This window comes from Rubinisphaera margarita (assembly GCF_022267515.1).
Lineage (GTDB): Bacteria > Planctomycetota > Planctomycetia > Planctomycetales > Planctomycetaceae > Rubinisphaera > Rubinisphaera margarita.
On the sequence record NZ_JAKFGB010000014.1, the window covers coordinates 1 to 17,359 of the forward strand.

General features: G+C 56.8%; 14 protein-coding genes. 8 read left to right on the plus strand and 6 right to left on the minus strand.

The features are described from left to right. Positions 1–279 precede the first annotated feature (279 nt). The 4 genes from L1A08_RS12830 to L1A08_RS12845 all read left to right on the plus strand — a co-directional run bounded on the left by L1A08_RS12830 (position 280) and on the right by L1A08_RS12845 (position 7,232). Complete coding sequence (locus L1A08_RS12830; protein ID WP_238756809.1) at positions 280–1,620, plus strand: HNH endonuclease; 1,341 nt, start codon at positions 280–282, stop codon at positions 1,618–1,620. Positions 1,621–1,642: 22 nt separating this feature from the next. After that, positions 1,643–3,121: a tellurite resistance TerB family protein gene (locus L1A08_RS12835; RefSeq protein ID WP_238756810.1), complete on the plus strand. Its 1,479-nt coding sequence runs from the start codon at positions 1,643–1,645 to the stop codon at positions 3,119–3,121. Between the two features lie 154 nt (positions 3,122–3,275). Beyond that, positions 3,276–3,650, plus strand: a complete 375-nt coding sequence (locus L1A08_RS12840; RefSeq protein ID WP_238756811.1) for an SMI1/KNR4 family protein — start codon at positions 3,276–3,278, stop codon at positions 3,648–3,650. 366 nt (positions 3,651–4,016) lie between these two features. Further along, complete coding sequence (locus L1A08_RS12845) at positions 4,017–7,232, plus strand: DUF1553 domain-containing protein (RefSeq protein WP_238756812.1); 3,216 nt, start codon at positions 4,017–4,019, stop codon at positions 7,230–7,232. 140 nt (positions 7,233–7,372) lie between these two features. On the opposite strand, the gene L1A08_RS12850 is transcribed toward L1A08_RS12845, so the two are convergent. Both L1A08_RS12850 and L1A08_RS12855 read right to left on the minus strand, forming a co-directional pair. Beyond that, the gene (locus tag L1A08_RS12850) at positions 7,373–8,167 is read right to left on the minus strand and encodes an enoyl-CoA hydratase/isomerase family protein (protein WP_238756814.1); all 795 of its coding nucleotides are present in this window, start codon (positions 8,165–8,167) and stop codon (positions 7,373–7,375) included. Next, positions 8,167–8,853 (minus strand): ABC transporter ATP-binding protein, encoded by a 687-nt coding sequence (locus tag L1A08_RS12855; RefSeq protein WP_238756815.1) that lies wholly within the window; start codon positions 8,851–8,853, stop codon positions 8,167–8,169. Before L1A08_RS12855 ends, L1A08_RS12850 begins: the two co-directional genes overlap by 1 nt. A gap of 213 nt (positions 8,854–9,066) precedes the next feature. Here L1A08_RS12855 and L1A08_RS12860 point away from each other — a divergent pair, with 213 nt between their 5' ends. Continuing rightward, positions 9,067–10,254, plus strand: coding sequence for a sulfotransferase family protein (locus tag L1A08_RS12860; protein ID WP_238756816.1), 1,188 nt, complete (start codon positions 9,067–9,069; stop codon positions 10,252–10,254). Between the two features lie 448 nt (positions 10,255–10,702). On the opposite strand, the gene L1A08_RS12865 is transcribed toward L1A08_RS12860, so the two are convergent. The 4 genes from L1A08_RS12865 to L1A08_RS12880 form a co-directional block, all read right to left on the minus strand. Further along, positions 10,703–11,161: an acyl-CoA thioesterase gene (locus tag L1A08_RS12865; RefSeq protein ID WP_238756818.1), complete on the minus strand. Its 459-nt coding sequence runs from the start codon at positions 11,159–11,161 to the stop codon at positions 10,703–10,705. Between the two features lie 165 nt (positions 11,162–11,326). Further along, the gene (locus L1A08_RS12870; protein ID WP_238756819.1) at positions 11,327–13,399 is read right to left on the minus strand and encodes a sodium:solute symporter family protein; all 2,073 of its coding nucleotides are present in this window, start codon (positions 13,397–13,399) and stop codon (positions 11,327–11,329) included. Beyond that, positions 13,392–13,631 carry a DUF3311 domain-containing protein gene (locus tag L1A08_RS12875; RefSeq protein WP_238756821.1) on the minus strand — a complete coding sequence of 80 codons (240 nt, stop codon included), beginning with the start codon at positions 13,629–13,631 and terminating at the stop codon, positions 13,392–13,394. The genes L1A08_RS12870 and L1A08_RS12875 overlap by 8 nt, the downstream gene beginning before the upstream one ends. 322 nt (positions 13,632–13,953) lie before the next feature. Beyond that, positions 13,954–14,727 (minus strand): hypothetical protein, encoded by a 774-nt coding sequence (locus L1A08_RS12880; RefSeq protein WP_238756823.1) that lies wholly within the window; start codon positions 14,725–14,727, stop codon positions 13,954–13,956. Between the two features lie 348 nt (positions 14,728–15,075). On the opposite strand from L1A08_RS12880, the gene L1A08_RS12885 reads away from it, so the two are divergent. The 3 genes from L1A08_RS12885 to L1A08_RS12895 all read left to right on the plus strand — a co-directional run bounded on the left by L1A08_RS12885 (position 15,076) and on the right by L1A08_RS12895 (position 17,186). Beyond that, positions 15,076–15,816: a hypothetical protein gene (locus L1A08_RS12885; RefSeq protein ID WP_238756825.1), complete on the plus strand. Its 741-nt coding sequence runs from the start codon at positions 15,076–15,078 to the stop codon at positions 15,814–15,816. 225 nt (positions 15,817–16,041) lie between these two features. Then, entirely contained in the window at positions 16,042–16,824 is a 783-nt protein-coding gene (locus L1A08_RS12890; RefSeq protein WP_238756827.1) for an SDR family NAD(P)-dependent oxidoreductase, read from the plus strand. A gap of 2 nt (positions 16,825–16,826) precedes the next feature. Continuing rightward, positions 16,827–17,186, plus strand: coding sequence for a hypothetical protein (locus L1A08_RS12895; RefSeq protein WP_238756828.1), 360 nt, complete (start codon positions 16,827–16,829; stop codon positions 17,184–17,186). Positions 17,187–17,359: the final 173 nt, after the last annotated feature.

Here is a 17,359-nt window from a genome sequence, read left to right on the forward strand (position 1 = left end):
GACTTGCCACACGATTAAGAGCCTCCAGGGTGAAAACCTTGGAGGCTCTTTTTTTGTGCGCTGGTTTAGCGTTCGCTAGGGCCAGAATCGGTGCTATAAGAGGATTGCTTCAGCGCTCACCGCCCCTCGTTATCGGAGTTCTGTCTATTGCATCGCTCCTCGTTTTAGCTGTGGACACCGAGTTGAGCAGAAGCTTAAGCTTGGGTACAGTATTCTCGGTGGACGGAGTTGCAGGCCCCTTCCAGCTTTTCTACTGAGTTCGTGAATCCCAATCGCGGAATGAATGACATCGACCAGGCCAGTTCTGAGGACCCGAAGTTGAACCGAGTTGCGCTGAAGGAGCGGATAATAGGACTGCTTCGTAGCTCGCGAGATCTAAGCTCCTTGCCAAATGACCATCTTCTCGAGCGGTTGGGCAAGTTTGAGTTTTCAAGAGCAGATTTTGATTCTGCAGCTCAATCCGTCTATCGTCAAATAGCGTTCCAATACGCGAAAGAGCTCGACAAACCTTTGGCGGATATCCCCGCAGTGCGAGAAGCATCACGCCTGCTCTTGCTGGAGGATGATTCAATAGCTCGACTTGATTACGAGACAGGTCTGTCTCTGTATCGTAGAGCGTTCTCGGATGCAATCGGAGTCGGGGAGATATCGTCCACGGAGCAGGAGCAGCTTGATAACATCGTCAAGTACTTCGGACTCAGGGCCCACGACGTTAAATCGGCGGTTGCTGACCAGGCTATTGCCTATTACACGCATCACCTCGTGACGGCCGCACGTGACGGCGAGATTGACAGCGAAGAGATCTCGTTGCTTGATCGGATTGCTCACCAATTCGGGTTAGGGGCTGCCGCACTGAAATCCGTCTCCGTTCCGAACAAGCGAGAGATCCTTGTGAATGCTCTTGAGGCTATCAAGTCCCAGAATGAGATACTCGATTCTGACAAAGAGTTCATTGAGCGACTTGCCGGGATTGTGAATGCCGAGGAGTTGCTACCTGCCTGCCTTAAAGATTTGGAACTGTACCAAAGAGTCTTCCGTGTTCGATTGGGTGAGCTTCCCCGCTTGAAAGTAGACAGTCACGTCATTCTCGAAAGAACCGAGAAACTTCACTACCGAGTCCCTGTTTCGTTTCAGTTCACCGCGGGCGGAAAGATCAGAAAGAAACCGGGCGAGTTGTACGTTGGCAGTGCCAGGCTTAGATTTCTCGCTCGTCAAAAAGCTCATGAACTGCGGTATAAGAACATTCTGGCAGTAGAGTTTGAGAATGGCCGTTCACCTAAAATCCGCATTACGGTGTCAAGCGGAACCGGAGGAGGTTCCTATGTCACGACAAAAGGCACAGATCCGGGATTGCTTTTTGAGGTCAGTGAAGCTGTATCGTTTCTCGTTCGGAAGGCGAAAGGAATGGCTGTCTCACGAGTACGAGATAGCCGTCACATAGGCGATGAAATCCGAAGTGAAGTGTGGTTTAGAGATGGAGGAAAATGTGTTTTGTGCGGTGCGACGGAGTACTTAGAATTCGATCATATAATCCCCCATTCAAAAGGTGGCGCCACTTCGACACAGAATCTGCAAATTCTCTGTCGAGCCTGCAATTCAAAGAAAAGCGATTCAATCTAAAGATGTTTTCAAGGTTCCAATGATGTCACATTTCACGTTCTTGGATTACATAAGCTTCGTTGAAGACGATTCGAGTTCTTATGAAGTTGGTGTAACAGACAACGGATTTTCCTATCTTGATTTGGCTTCGGAGAAGAAACGAAGAGCGCTATCGTTTGCTGAAAAGCAGAAAAGAGAGTCCAGAGCATCCAAGGACGGAACAACGCGGGCTCATGGAAAGTCTAACGTTGAGAGGATTGAACTAATCGAACCCGACATGGTGTGCTTCGATACGGATCTGATGGCAATCATTCGTGATATCGAGGCTCGTCGCAAGAGGCCCCCCTATTTGCCATGGGGAATAGCGCTCGTGGTCTTCCTGGCGACGTTCTGGTTGCTTATTCCTCAGTTTGAAAGCAAGGCTCCCGTGACCGCGATGGTAATTACGGGCATCGTGCTTTTTCCGGCGTCATTTGTGCTCATATTCAACCTCTTGAAGCTTGATCATTCACGAAGACATGTAAAGTTCTCCTACCGAATCGAGGGCAAGGGCAAAGAGGCATTTCATCAGATTAACAACGCATTAGACGGGCTTTCCGATGTGGGCCAGCTATTGCTATACAAAGGTCGAACACACTTTCAAGACACCAGATACTCTGGTGGAGACAGCAGTTTCCCGAATGTGGAGAAATTGGATGTGAGAAGGGCGGTTCCTCCGCTGTTGGACTTGGATTTTCCAGTTTGGAAGATGAGGGCATTCAACGCCGATTATTTCTTCATGCCAGATCACCTCTTGGTGTTTCAAGGATCTCAGGCGGGTGGAGTTAGCTATGAGAAGCTAAAGATTTCTGCAAATGACGAAGTAGTTCAAGCTCGTGAGAGAATACGTCAGATGTCCGACTCCCACGTTGTCGGACACACGTGGCGCTTCACGAACAACGATGGCACACCTGACCAACGTTTTAACGACAATCAACGGATTCCAAAGCTACGCCTTGGGGTTTTGTCCGTTAAAGGCGAAGGTGTCGATTTATCTCTGTATGTCAGCGACGTACGTACTTCGCAAGGCGCTCCCAATGCATTCACTGGAATCCAAGAGCTTGCTCGAAAACCCATGATCCAGGTTGCAGAACAGAGAAAGAAAGAAGCTCTGGCCGAGAAGCGAAGGGGGTCGGAGTTCCTTCTGGGATCGTTGTTAAATGCGATGTGCTGTGTAATGCTTGCGGATCGAGAGATCGCCAAAAAAGAGGTGCAGAGAATTCATGCAGTGTTTAAACGCGTCGGTGCACCGTGGGAAGACGAAGAAATCAAACGTCGACTGCAGAAGGTATTGTCGAACGTCAAGTCCACAGGCCTCGATCCATTCGTGGAACAGACGTGTGAATCGCTGAGTCGAATCGCACCGGAGCGGCGGGACTCGTTTATCAAGTGCGTAGACTACATCGTGTCAGCAGATGGAAAGATTGAGAATCGAGAACGCAGAATTCGAGATCGTTTTGCATCAGCTCTTCGTTTAAATTAGTGACTCCCCCGCAGGATGGTCCCGGGTGAGACCGTCCGCGATCACTGTCATTCGAACGTCAACACCCGGCTGCTTGTGACTTCGTGACCCGGAAGGGAACTTCAGGGTCATCCAGGCCTTCCTTCGATCTGTGAGATCGAAAGCACATCCTCCAGTGACTTCTGACGACATCGCTGCCATCGAACGAGCTCTCGGTTTCTCCGTTCCCCTGGCATACTCCAACGTGGTGACGAACTATCCGCCCGCGTTAGCCGACACGGAAGCACCGGATTTCGGTCTTTTCGACGATCCAACGCTCGTCATCGATGCCAATCGTGAGGTCCGTGAGAACGGATACTTTGGCGAGCAGTGGCCGGATCAATACGTGATCATCGGTGAAAACGGATGCGGCGACTGCTACGTCGTGACCAGAGATGTCACGAAATTCTCGGTCGGTTTCGCGGATCACGCGGCGAAGGAATGCAATCTGTTCGCGGATAGCCTGGATGATTTTGTCGCCAGGCTGATCGCGGAACAGGACGACGAATAACATCCAATGCCCCGAGCGCCATACCCACTGTCAGAGCCAGTGGCACACGAGGGCATCCGTTTGCTGAGGCTTCGGGGGTGGCACTGGCTCTGCCAGTGCTCGTTGACCAATCGAACGATGGCAGGATAGCCGGGAGGTTTGTCTCCCGGTTGCGGGGCAACAAGCAGCCGGGCGTTGCGGCTCCAGACACTGGGGGCGCTGGTGATTCTTCAGGGGGCTGAGGCCACGAGGCGTTCCGGAGACCGTCTTGTTTTTCCTGCGTCGATCACGGATACTCGGAATCAGCATTTGTTGATTCCTTTGCCGTTGGGGAAGGGAGTCGAACTCTCCTGCATCGTCCCGCCTGCCGAGTCTCTGAGGTCGCTGATGTCGACGCTGCTTCGTTTCTGTCTGTTGAGCTTCTGTATCGTGCTGGCCGCCTCAGGCGGATCGAACCTGCATGCCGAAGAGCTGCCGCTTGAACAGGTCAAGTTCTTCGAAACCCACATTCGCCCGCTCCTGGTCGAACACTGCATTTCCTGCCACGGACCGGACAAGCAGAAGGGGGAACTCCGGCTCGATCTGAAGCAGGGCGCCCTGACAGTCGGGGGGGAATCGGGACCGTCCATCATTCCGCACAAGCCGGACGAAAGTCTGCTGCTCGAAGCGGTCCGTTATGAATCGTACGAGATGCCGCCCGACGGTCAGCTGGCGGCTGACAAGATTGCGTTGCTGGAAAAGTGGATCGCGAATGGAGCTGTCTGGCCAGATGATGCGGACGGAGAAGTGCTCCAGAGCAGTTCGACGATTACCGAGGAAGACCGCAACTGGTGGGCGTTCCGTCCGATGCAGGATTCGACGCTGCCGGAGGTGCAGAATCCGGAGTGGTGCGTCAACGACATCGATCATTACGTGCTGGCCCGTCTCGAACAGGCTGAGCTTGTCCCGGCGAGTCCAGCCGCGAAACGGGATCTGATCCGCCGCGTCTACTTCGATACGATCGGGCTTCCCCCGACAGCGGACGAGATCGAAGCCTTCGTGACCAGTGAGGATCCGCGGGCGTACGAGAAGCTGGTCGATCGGCTGCTTGAAGATCCCCGCTTTGGTGAGCACTCCGCACGGCAATGGCTCGACCTGGTGCGGTATGCCGAATCGGATGGCTACCGCCAGGATGCATACCGGCCGAACGCCTGGCGATATCGTGACTATGTGATCGATGCCCTCAATAACGATAAACCGTACGATCAGTTTATTCGCGAACAACTCGCCGGAGACGAACTTTATCCTGATGATCCGGAGAGTCTGGTCGCGACTGGTTTTCTCCGTCTGGGGGTCTACGAATACAACCAGCGGGATGTCCGCACACACTGGCAGGAAATTCTCAACGAGATGACGGATGTCACCAGCGACGTCTTTCTCGGTCTGGGGATGGGCTGTGCGCGGTGTCACAATCACAAGTTCGACCCGATTCTGCAGAGCGACTACTACGGCCTGCAGGCGTTTCTTTCTCCGGTCCTCTGGCGGGATGAAGAGCCGTTGCTGAAGTCGCAGGAACGGGCGGCGTATCAGGAGCAGATGAAGGAGTGGGAAGCGGCGACCCATGAGATTCGGGAGAAGATCGCCGAAATCGAATCGCCAGTCATGACGTCGCTGGCGAACAGTTCGGTCAACAAGTTCCCCGACGATATCCAGCAGATGATGCGGAAGCCGATTGAGGATCGTGAGCCGCTCGAACATCAGCTGGCCGAACTGGCCAATCGCCAGGTGCTCGAACAGCGGGCGAAACTCAAGTCGCGACTGAAAGGGGAGAAGCTCGAACGATGGCAGGCTCTGCAGGAAGAACTGGCGAAGTTCGATGATTTGAAACCGAAGTCGCCCCCGGTCGCTCCGACTGTCACCGATGTCGGCCAGCACGCGCCCCCGACCATTCTGAAAACGCGCATCAGGGAGACGACGGTCGAGCCGCACTTCATCGAAGTGTTGTCGACTCGCACGCCGACCATTCTGCCGACGCCCGGCGAAGAAACGACCGGACGTCGAGCCGCCCTGGCGAACTGGCTGACGCAGCCGGGTCATCCGCTGACGGCTCGCGTGATGGTGAACCGTTTGTGGCAGCGTCACTTCGGTCGCGGCCTGGTGTCTTCGGCCAGCGACTTTGGAAGTCTCGGAGAGCCGCCGACGCATCCCGAGCTGCTCGACTGGCTGGCGCTGCGGTTTGTCGAAGGGGGCTGGAAGATGAAGCCTCTGCATCGGATGATCTTGCTCTCGGCGACCTATCGGCAGTCGAGTTTTCTGCAGGACAACCCGCTGGCATCGAGCCGAGCCATGCTCGTCGATCCTCAGAACGCCCTGCTCTGGCGGGCGAATCGATTCCGGCTCAACGCTGATCAACTGCGGGACGCCATGCTGCATGCAACCGGAGAACTGAGTGACAGCTCCGGCGGCCCTTCAGTGACGTCGACATCCAACCGGCGTTCGATCTACACGCGATTGATTCGGAACAAACAGGAAGAACTCTTCAGTGCGTTCGACGCTCCACGCGGCACGTCCAGTGTCTCTGACCGCAACAGGACAACGACAGCCACGCAGGCACTGCTGTTGATGAACGGCAGCTGGATTCTCGATCGATCGGCCAGGCTGGCTCAGGGAGTTGTCAGCCAGACGGGAAGGGATGATCTTGCGACTTCCGTCGAGGCGCTCTACCGCCGGATCCTGAAACGTTCGCCTCAGCCTCAGGAGCTGGAGGGTGCGACGGGTTTCCTTGAAGTCGTACTGGCTGAGGCACGTGAGGCCGCGGAAGCGGAGACAACAGGGCCGTGGTCCTATGCCGAGATGCCAGCTCGTTCGGGGCAGGCGATCGAACTGGAACGGGACGCGAAAGTCTATCCGCCAATGACTTCGGCCGACCTGCTGGACAGTGCGGACGAGTTCACTCTGGAAGCAATTGTGCTGCTGAATTCGCTTTATGACGACGCAACTGTGAACACGATCGTCTCGCAATGGGATAACAATAATCAGCGTGCTGGTTATGCTCTCGGCGTCACGAGCAAGAAGTCGGCTTACCAGCCGCGCAACCTGATTCTGCAGCTGGTCGGTAAGACCAACTCAGGGGGAACGAAGTACGAAGTCATCGCATCCGATCTGCATCTTGATCTGGAGACGCCCTACTATGTGGCGGTGCGAGTGAAGCTCGACGACACCGGAGAAACGGGTGTGACCTTCACCGTTCAGGAACTGTCGGACAACACACCGTTGCAGACGGCGAACGTGAAGCATCAGGTCGTCAGCGGGTTCACTTCGCCTCAGCTCTCCACGATCGTCGGCGGGCGGCACGGTTCGACGCGGCATCGCTGGGACGGACTGATTGATCAGGTGCGGATCACGCCGAAGGTTCTGGCGGACGATCAGCTGCTCCTCAACAGCGAAGAGTTGCCCTCTTCCACGGTGGCCGACTGGCGTTTCGAGAAGTCGCTCGAAGATTCTTCCGGGAAGAAGCATCCGCTTCGAAGCGGCGGAACCACCGGCGGGGATCCCTATGAGAAAGCCCTCGCCGATCTGGCTCACGTGCTGCTCAACTCGAACGAGTTTCTCTACGTCGACTGACTTTCGATTGCGGCCGGTTAGTGCAGTTCACTTAATGGTGTGCCCGTTCCGTCCGCATAAGTTGCCGTATTTCGGGCGAAAACTCGATTCTATACGGACTTACGGTAGAGCGATCCGCTCTGGAAACCGATCCTGGACGATCAGCCCCACTGGGGTGGAGTCTTGTCGAGGAAGGCCTGCACGCCGATTTCGACCTGTCCGGCTGCCACGCATTTCAGGAATGCGTTGAGTTCGTCGGCCATTCCGAGTTGTGTCTGGTGATGCCGGGCGGAAATCCGGCTGATCGCGCGGGCAGCTTCCCGCTGAGCGAACGGACTGCGGGACAACAGTGATTGAATGCGTGCCTCGAGTGTCGCGTCAAGCTCTTCGGGGGCGGCGACATCGTCGATCAGACCCAGCTGCAGTGCTTCGCCAGCGGGAATGAGATCGCCGCGGAGAATGAGTTTCTTCGCGGGCGAGCTGCCAAACATCTCCGTCATGCGGACCGTGCCACCCCAGCAGGGAAGCAGGCCCAGCGAGACTTCGGGCAAACCGATCCGGGCGGAGTCGACCGCGATGCGGTAATCGCAGGCCAGCGCCAGTTCCCAGCCGCCGCCGGCACAGGGGCCGTTAATCGCGGCGATCTTCACACAGGACAAGTCCGCGAGGCGGTTCATCAGGGCCTGACCGTCTTCGACCAGCACCCGAGCCTGCTTCTCGGTGATGCCGCGGAATTCCTGGATGTCGGCTCCCGCCACGAACGTCCGACCCGTGCCGCGAACAACAACGATGCGGACTTCGGCGTTCTGTTCGAGCTGTTCGATGGCTTCGTGCAATGCCTGGCGCGTTGCCGTCCCGAGCGTCTGAATGCCCTTGGGGCCGGAGAGCGTCAGGGTTGCGACTTGGTCGGCGATCGAAAGATCGACGGTGGTCTGGGGAATATCGGGGTCTCTCATCACACGCTTTCTACTTCGGTTTGATCAAGGAGTTGTCCGTCGCGGATCCGATAGATCTGATCCTGCGGCTGCATGTAGGACTCATCGTGAGTGACCACAATTACCGTGGCGGAGTTCTGTTCGGCCAGCAGGCGAAGATAGCTGAAGACCTCGCGGCCGGTTTCGCTGTCGAGTTCGCCGGTCGGTTCGTCGGCCAGGATGAGTCGCGGCTTTTTAAGCAGGGCCCGAGCAATGGCGACACGCTGTTGTTCGCCGCCTGAAAGATGGCTGGGGCGATGTGACATTCGGTCAGCCAGTCCGACGCGTTTTAACAGGTCTTCGGCTTCCTTCCGCTTCTCGGCTGAAATGCCTCTGGGCATTTCCGGAATCAGGACATTATCGAGAGCGGACAGGTTCGACATCAGATTGAAACTCTGGAAGACGAATCCGACATCCTCGGCTCGATATCGATTGGCCTCGGCTTTGGACCAGGAAGAAATCGAACGTCCGTCGATTTCGATCTCTCCACTCGTGGGCTGGTCCAGGGCTCCAATCAGATAGAGCAGTGAGCTCTTGCCGCTGCCGGAGGGACCCACGATAAAATTGAACGAACCTGTCGTGAAGCCGCACGACAACCCGCGCAGTACGCGGACTTCGGTCTCGCCGCGGAAAAACGATTTGTGGATGTCCTGAATCGAAATCTGCATGGTTGGATCATATCAGCTGGTGGAATGCGGCGGAATCAACGCTGCAGCCGGCAAAATCGGAACCGTCGCGAGGAATCTGCGGCGCGATTTCGACGAGGTTGATTGCCTCCGGAGTCCTGATGTTAATGTGGTAGGATATTCAGTAGCGTCCTGACCGGGATTTCCAAGGGGACGTTCCCAGAAGTTTTCGCTCGTCATGAGTTCAGAACCGCCATGAGTAAACCTGTCCAGCCGGAACGCAAATCGGTTCCATTGTCGACTCGACTCGCCCGAGGTTTTGGCCCGGGCTGCCTTGCCGGAATTCGGTTTGGCGACTGGTGGAAGCTGTTGGCCGCCAATGACTTTCAGGTCGACTTTCCGTACTGGGGAAAGGCCTGTCACATTACGATCAGCGCGGGCTGCACGACGCCGCTCGCCTGGCTGGAGAAGTATTTCTACGGTCCGTCGATTGAGTCCACCCACGTGGACACGCCGCTCTTCATTATTGGCAGCTGGCGAAGCGGGACCACTCATCTGCACAACCTGATGTGCCAGGATGAACGCTACTCGGCTCCCGATCTGTTCGAGACGATGTACCCGCATACGTTTCGACTGGCTCGGGTCTGGTGGGAACCGATTCTGTCTGCAATGACGCCGCGAAAGCGGTTTATGGACAACGTGAAAATGAGTCTTCGCGAACCGGCCGAAGACGAAATGGCCCTCGGGATTCTCTCGCAGAAGTCGAACTCGTTCAGCTGGGTTTTCCCCAACAACGCCAACCGGTACGATCGCCATCTTTCGTTTGAGCAGGCGACGGAAGCTGATCGAGACCGATTTAAGCAGGCACTGCAGTTCTTCGTGGCCAAAGTCCAGCGGGCTCATGGGCGTCCGCTGATTCTGAAATCGCCCAACCACACGGCACGGATCAAACTGATTCTCGAACTGTTTCCTGACGCCCGGTTCCTGCACATCCGCCGGCATCCTTACGACGTCTTCCGCTCGTTTGCCCACATGGCTCAACAGGTGATTCCGGTCTGGGGGCTGCAGCGCTTCGATATGTCGCGGCTGCATGAAATGGTGATCGAAACCTACCGCGATCTGTATCAGGCCTACTTCGATCAGAAGGATCTCATTCCGGAGGGACAGTTCCACGAAGTCGCCTATGAGGACCTGACTGCTCAGCCGCTGGAAGAGCTGGAGAAGATCTATGGCGAATTGCGACTTGGCAAGTTCGATGAGATGCGGCCCCGTTTCGAGACCTATCTGGCGGAGACGAAAGACTACCGGAAGAATCGCCACGTCGACATTCCCGCCGAAACACGCCGGCTCGTCCACCGCGAATGGGACTTCTGCTTCGATGCCTGGGGCTACGAGCGCGACTGGACCGATGTCGAACCGCAGATGACGGAAAGCACGATCTGATTCGGACCGACAGTCCACTGCAATTGTGAACGACACCCGGGGATGGCCCAGACGTGCACGTCTGGGTGACGAAGTCACAGGAAGAAGGGATTTAACGTCAAGATCTTCTTGCGGAAACGGTCAGAAAGTCTCCACTCCCTCAAACAGAGAACGTCGGACACCGACCTCTTGTGGCTCCGCCACTCAGACGCACGCGTCTGAGCCATCCAGCAAGTTCCCGTACGTCCAATAGCAACCTGAAGGGTGGCCCTGATAGCTCGGCTATCAGGGCGGCGAAGCCGTGGGAGAACGCAGCTAAAGCGTGGCTTAATCAGCACGCATAATTCTCCATGGGGCACCTCTTAGATTACCCCCCGTCAAATACCGCTTTCCAACGGCTGCGTGGCCCCGAAAGAATCTTTCGGGGCCACCCCATTCGACTCTCCTTCGTGTTGTGGCCGAGCCCCGCTCAGCGTGAGACTGGTTCGCTTTGGCCGAGGTACGGAGATTCCTGCAGCTTGTCGGCGTAGGGCGACGCGATGGGGATTGATTCGAGTGTGTGATCGGCTCGGCAGAGGCAGCAGGCGGTTTTCATCCGTCCCTGAGCGAGTTTTGTCTCGCCGCGATAGATGGCCATCGACCAGGTGATCGACTTCACGCCGAGCCGTTCGACATCGACATAAACCTGAATGATGTCTTCGTAGCGAGCCGGGGCCAGGTACTGGCAATGTGTGTTCACTCGCGGCCAGCCGACGATCACGCCGTCATCGCGGCGGTGCATGATGCTCAACCCCAGCGAACGGAAGTAGGCGTGCTCGGCTTCTTCCATCAGGCGGTAGTAGTTGGAGAAATGCACGATGCCGGCCATATCGGTCTCGGCAAAGGCGATGCGACGTTCGTAGACAAATTGAGATTGTGGGACGGACAACTCGAAACTCTCGCTGTAAGAAGGTGGGGATTCCGGTTTGCCGCCATTATAGGCCGACAGATGGGGCCGGGGACTGAGCACTGGCGTGGATCTGAAAAAAAGAACCGGCAATCGAATCCAGAGACTCGATTGCCGGCGATTTGCAGTCGAACAGTTCACACTCCGTTAGTTCTTCTCCGGGAAGAATCGAACGAGCGTTTCCGGTTTCGGTTTCGGCGTTACCAGCGAGACGAGGATCAGAGCCAGCGTCGAACCAAGCACCATCAGCATGACCGGCTGAGTCTGGATGACGTCGCTTTCGATGTGTTCGCCTCGCTTGGTGAACGACATGAAGTGATCGCCGCCGAAGTTGACGGTGAAGTTCGAAATCGCAGCGAAGTCCGACATCCAGAACAGATAGATCCACAGCGACGCAGCCGTGATGACGCAGGCATAGGCCCCGGCTTTGGTCAGCTTCTTCCAGTACAGACTGGCGAACACGAGCGGGAACAGCGAGGAGAACCCACTGAAACACCAGACGCCGAGCGTAAAGACTCGCCGCTGCTCAAACAGACTGAAGAAGTACGTCACGGCAACGACCAGGATGATAAAGAACCTTGCCAGATAGAGGATCTGACGGTCGCTGAATCGGTTTTTGCCGCCGTAATGGACGACCACGTCTTCCGTGAACATCGTCCCGACGCAAAGGAACTGACTGTCCAGCGAGGACATGATCGCGGCCAGAATTCCAGCCGTGAGCAGACCCGACAAAAGCGGTCCGGTCATGCTCTTCACCATCGTGGCGAGCACGGCGTTGGGGGGGAAGTGCGGTGGGAACATCGGTCGGCCATCGACCGTTGCCGACGTCGCCCAGATTCCAACCAGCACACACGGAACCCAGACCACGGCGATGAACAGCGGGTGAGCCACCACCGGCAGCTTGAAGCTGGCCGCGCTGCGAGCCGTCAGCCAGTGCTGGAACAGGTGAGGGAACATTCCGACCGACAGCGGCACGAACATATACGTGAGGAACTGCCAGTAACCGATGCTGTGCGGATACTGCGGAGCCCATTTCGTCGCGCGATAGACGCCGCGAGCCTTCTTACGCGTCCACTTCAGACCCTTGCTCGGATCGTCTGGATCGAGCAGCTGTTGGGGATGCCCGATGTTGGCTTCGAAGATTTTGTAAGCCCGCTCTTCGGCTCCGTCGATCCGGAGGAACTGCTCCATCGTCTCGTGATCGAGCGATTGCTCGTTCCACCACTCGGGACGTGGCTCGGGCAATGTCCGGTCGTCCTGAACAAGGTAAGCTTCGTTCTTCTGAGCGGTTGTCAGATCGGCCAGCATCCCGTTCTTCTTGGCGAAGACGGTCTCGGCTTTCTGCTGCCAGCCCGGCATTCGTGGCTTGAACTCCGCATACGCCTGCTGCGTCTGTTCCTGGCTGAGCGTGAACAGGTTCGCGGTCTTCGTGGCGTAGTTGTATTCGGCCAGCGATTTCCACTGAGCGAACTCGGTTTCGTACTCTTCGATATCGGAGGGATCAGCCGAGCGAATGAGCTTGGTGGGATTCTTCTCCATCACCTTTTTCGTCGCTTCCTGAACGCCCCCCAGCTTGGCCGAGATGATCGAGAACGTGACGACGCCCAGGACCATGAAGACCATCGTCTGGAACGCATTGGCCCAGGCCGTACCGCGCATCCCGCCGAAGAAGACGTAGATGAGCACGACGATCGAGATGACCAGAGCTCCCAGCCACGGCGGCAAGCCATAATCGTACTCGGCGAAGGTGTTCGCGAACGCGCCTTCCGTCACGCTGTTGATGACGACTCCGGAGGAGATGACGCCAATCAGCAGATACGGAATGACCATCCCGACCAGAATCGGAAACAACAGCACGCCGATCTTGTCGCTGTCGAGTCGATCGCGGAAGTACTGAATCTGCGTGGTGTAGCCATACTTGCGACCCAGTGTCCACAGTTTGACGCCGAGCAGAAAGAAGCAGAGTGAATGGATGATGCCCGAAGACGATGCGAGCATGCCGTAAACGCCAATCCCTTCGGCGTAGGCTTCGCCGCTGGACCCGACGAGCGCGAAGGCGGTCATCGTGGTGCCGAAGATCGACATCAGCAGCAGAAACGGACCAATCGAGTGACTGGCCAGCATGTAGTCCTTACTCGTACCCCGGAACAGCGTGCTGGAAAAGATCCCCAGTCCGAGCAGGAGCGAGAGGTAAATCCCGATAACAATCATCTCAACCATGCTGCACCTCCTCGCCGTTGCTCGGGCCCGTCGGGGCGTCTTCGATTAGCTCTTCCGGCCAACAGAAGAGGGTCGCCAGATACCAGGTGAAGGCAGCGGCAACCGAGATGCAGGCGTGATAGAACAGACCGATCGGAATGAAGCCCAGAATCAGGGTCTTGTCGTTCCAGAACCAGAAATCCTGGTGAATCACAATCAGCAGCAGGACCAATCCCCAGACGACATACTTCATGAGTTTCTTTCTTGGGAGTGCGCGGCAACGAAGGTCGGATGACGCAGGCGTCAGGTGGGACAGCAGGCCGTTTGCAGGCCCGCCGGATAAGCCATCAAAGTCTATCAATGTCAGATAGGGGATGAAAGCGTTAGCCGTTTCAACGAGTATTTGAGCCAGAGGGCGGCGACCGTTTCGGCGACGCGGATGACCCTGAGATTCACACGTGCGTCCCCATCATGACAGCGTGCGCGTACGGCGCATGAAAAAAGCCCCGCCGATTCAAATCGACGGAGCCTCGTATTTTCCAAACGCCTAAGCCCTAAAGCCTAACGCCTGCTCATTACCACGGAATGTTCGTGTCGCGGTTGTAGCCGGCGAAGCCCGGGTGGTACCAGGGGCGACGGTAGCTGTAGTATGGGAAGCGGAAGTGGCCGTAGTCGCTGCTGCGGTAGTAACCGGGGCCGAAGTGATACTGATACGGGTCGCCGCCCGCTCCGCCTGCGGCTCCTGCTCCCCCGCCGTAGTTGCCGCCGTAGTTGGCGTAACCGGGATAGGAGTTGTAACCGGCACCGCCGGCGTATCCGCCGCCGTAGGAAGCATCGTAACCACCGCCATAACCATAGTCACCGGCGTAGGTGTTTGTTCCAGCATAGCCGTAGTTGTTGCCAGCGGCGTAGCCGTTATTGCCGTAAGCTCCGCCCATGTTGCCGCCCATGCCGCGAGGACCGTTACCGGCCAGCGGGCCACGGGGTGGAGCATTGGGGACCGAGTTGAAGAACGGCGATCCGGCACGCTGATCATATCCGCCCGGCTGCCAGTAGCCGCGATAGTGATTCAACTGGTCGGCTCCGACCATCAGCGGTCGTTCGAACATATGAGGCTGCGGGAAGTAGTAAGGTTCCTGATCTTCTTCATCGATCGCCTGATCAACGCCTTCGAATTCCCCTTCCTGGAGACGCGAAGGAGCATCCTTGTCAGGATCGACCTGCGGCGGCAGCCGATTTCCGGCGTCGTCGTAGTTGTTGTCGTCGTCCGTGGTCAGCAGTTGTGCCTGCACCATGCCAGCGGAAACCGACAGGCAGAGAGCCAGGACCGTGAAAATGCGGATCATCATGAATTCGCCTCGGGTTGTTTGTCAGAACAGAAGAGAGTCCGCCGGGCAGACTTTCGGACTTTTTGACAAATCTACACCGCAGAACGAGCCGCATCGGAGATTTCCGGCCATAACCGCACAAATCGTTCAATCCCCAGGTCAGGATATCGTCTTTGTTGAGAAATCCTGTCGAAATCGTCTTGAGGATGTGATGCAAAATTCCGATTTGGTAAGTGGGGATTGCTGCCTTTTCGCAACAGCGGATTGCGCGCTTCGTGAACGCCACGGGGGGAATCAAGGCAACATCTGCCCGGAAGATCGCAGTCGGGGCTGCGACCCAGGAGTCTGTGAGTTAACAGGGACGATCACATGTTGCTTAGAAAACTTCCTCAAGCCATGCTGGCGATTCTGCTGCTGACTGGCAGTCTCCAGGCTCAGGAGCTTGAAATCTACGATCAGGAAGGCTTCTCCGGCGGATATGCCGAAGGGGTCTACGGTCCAATCGGTTCGGAACGGCTTTATCCGTACGATCAGCAGGATCCCTGGATGCACGGCTACATTCAGTACATGCCGTTCTATGGAGCCTACAAGCACTTCCGCCCCTACAACTACAAGCATGTGATGCCGCAGGCTCAGACCGCTTCGGGATGGGGCATGTCGCCGCGGATGCCGTACTCTCAGCAGTACTGGCACCGGTATCACGCCCGCGCCACGATGAGCAATGGCGCTTCGAATGCTCAGGAAGCTCTGCTTCAGTACCCGCAACCAAATCTGTTCAAGCGACGCGTGGAAAAGAACCGGGCTCCTCAGAACCCGAATCCACTGAATTACTATCCGGAGTATCCGCCCCGCCCTTACGAGCAGGAACTGGCTCCGCCGCCCGAAGCTTACGAGCCGCCGCAGCAGCAGAACAACGGCTTCCTGCCGTATCCCTCTCCGCCGCAGCCGCAGATGAATACCGATCCATACACGGGCGTTTCTTACCAGCCTGCTCCTCAACAGCAGCCCCAGTATCAGCAGTCGTACAACGGCCAGTATCAGTACGGCAACGCACCGCAGTCTGCCCCGCAACAGCACTACGGTCAGCAGCCGATGCTGATGGCTCCGTAAGGCGTGGAGGAAATGTTGACTCACGAAACCGGGCTTCAGGTCCGGTTTTTTTACGTCCCGAGCCGGGCGTGCTTCGACCGCCGACGCTTTCACGGACCAGCCGGTTTTGATAGGTTAAACGACGTCGTCTGACACACCGTCATCAGCAGGCTCGGCCGATCGCGCTCCGTGTGCTTTTGCCGTTCCACCGCTCGGGAACTTCTACGAAAGTTGATCGAACCACCCATGGATCTCACAGGCAAGAATATCCTCGTTACTGGTGGGTCCCGTGGTATCGGGCGAGGGTGTGCCCTCGAACTGGCCAAGGCCGGGGCCAACGTCGCGGTGAACTACCATTCGAGTTCCCAGGCCGCTGCCGAAGTGGTCAAAGAGATTGAATCGCTCGGAAGCCAGGGACTCGCCCTTCAGGCTGATGTTTCCAACCAGCAGTCGGTCGAACAAATGGTGGCCCAGGTCGCGGAGAAGTGGGGCTCGCTCGACGGCTACGTGTCCAACGCCGTCTACAGCGATCGCGAGAAGATGGTCGATGCCGACATGGAAGGTTTCCGCCGCACGATCGATGTCAGCATGTGGGGGGCATTTTACGGCGTCCGGGCGGCCGCGCAGCAGATGATTCGGCAAGGGAGTGGAGGCGCGATCACTGTGGTCAGCTCTCCGCATTCGGTCATCCCGTTTCCGGGAGCCATGGCTTATAATATGGCCAAAGCGGCGATCGATCAGATGGCACGGACGGCTGCCATCGAACTGGCCGAGCATAAAATTCGCGTGAACATCATGCACCCCGGCTGGATCGATACGCCAGGCGAACGGAAGTTCTTCTCTGAAGAAGAGCTCGCCGCCGGGGCAGGCAATATTCCCTGGAACAGGCTGGGGACCCCCGAAGAGATTGGGCGGGCGATCGCCTTCATGCTGAGTCCGGATGCCGATTACATGACAGGCTCGACGATGTTGATGGACGGCGGTATCTCGCTGCCGTGGTGGGCCGCGATGCGTCAGAAAGTTGAGTAAGAATGAACAGCAGTTACCCGCCAGGGCAGTCCGCGACGCGGAAGACATGCGCCCAGATTATGGCCGGTCGGAACTGGAAACGAATGCCGGGCCGGGAGATCCGCTGGCATGCGCCCGACGATCAGGATCAGTCGGTGGTGGAGTTCCTTCCGGAAGCCGGCCCGATCAACGAATTCTGCAGTGTCGACCAGAATCACCGAATCCAGATTATCAAATGTGCCGACGGTGGCATAATTTCCTATGAAGTGCGTCCCGGCCGCTGGCTGCATACGCTGCAGCCGATCGCGGCCTTCCGAAACCGGATTTTTGAGATGAATCTCATGCCGGTCGAGGAACTCGGGGCATTCCTTGAAACTGAGTGACCTCAAGTGGTCGATAGTTAAGAATGGGCGTGGCCGTAAGTTCATTGGTTAACAACGGCTTAAGCCCACAGTCGAATATGAATTTTAGATTGAAATCCACAGATGTGTTGTTGACAATACTCTGTAGGACGAATAGCGTGACAGTACTTTGAATCCGGCTGATTGAAGGCCAC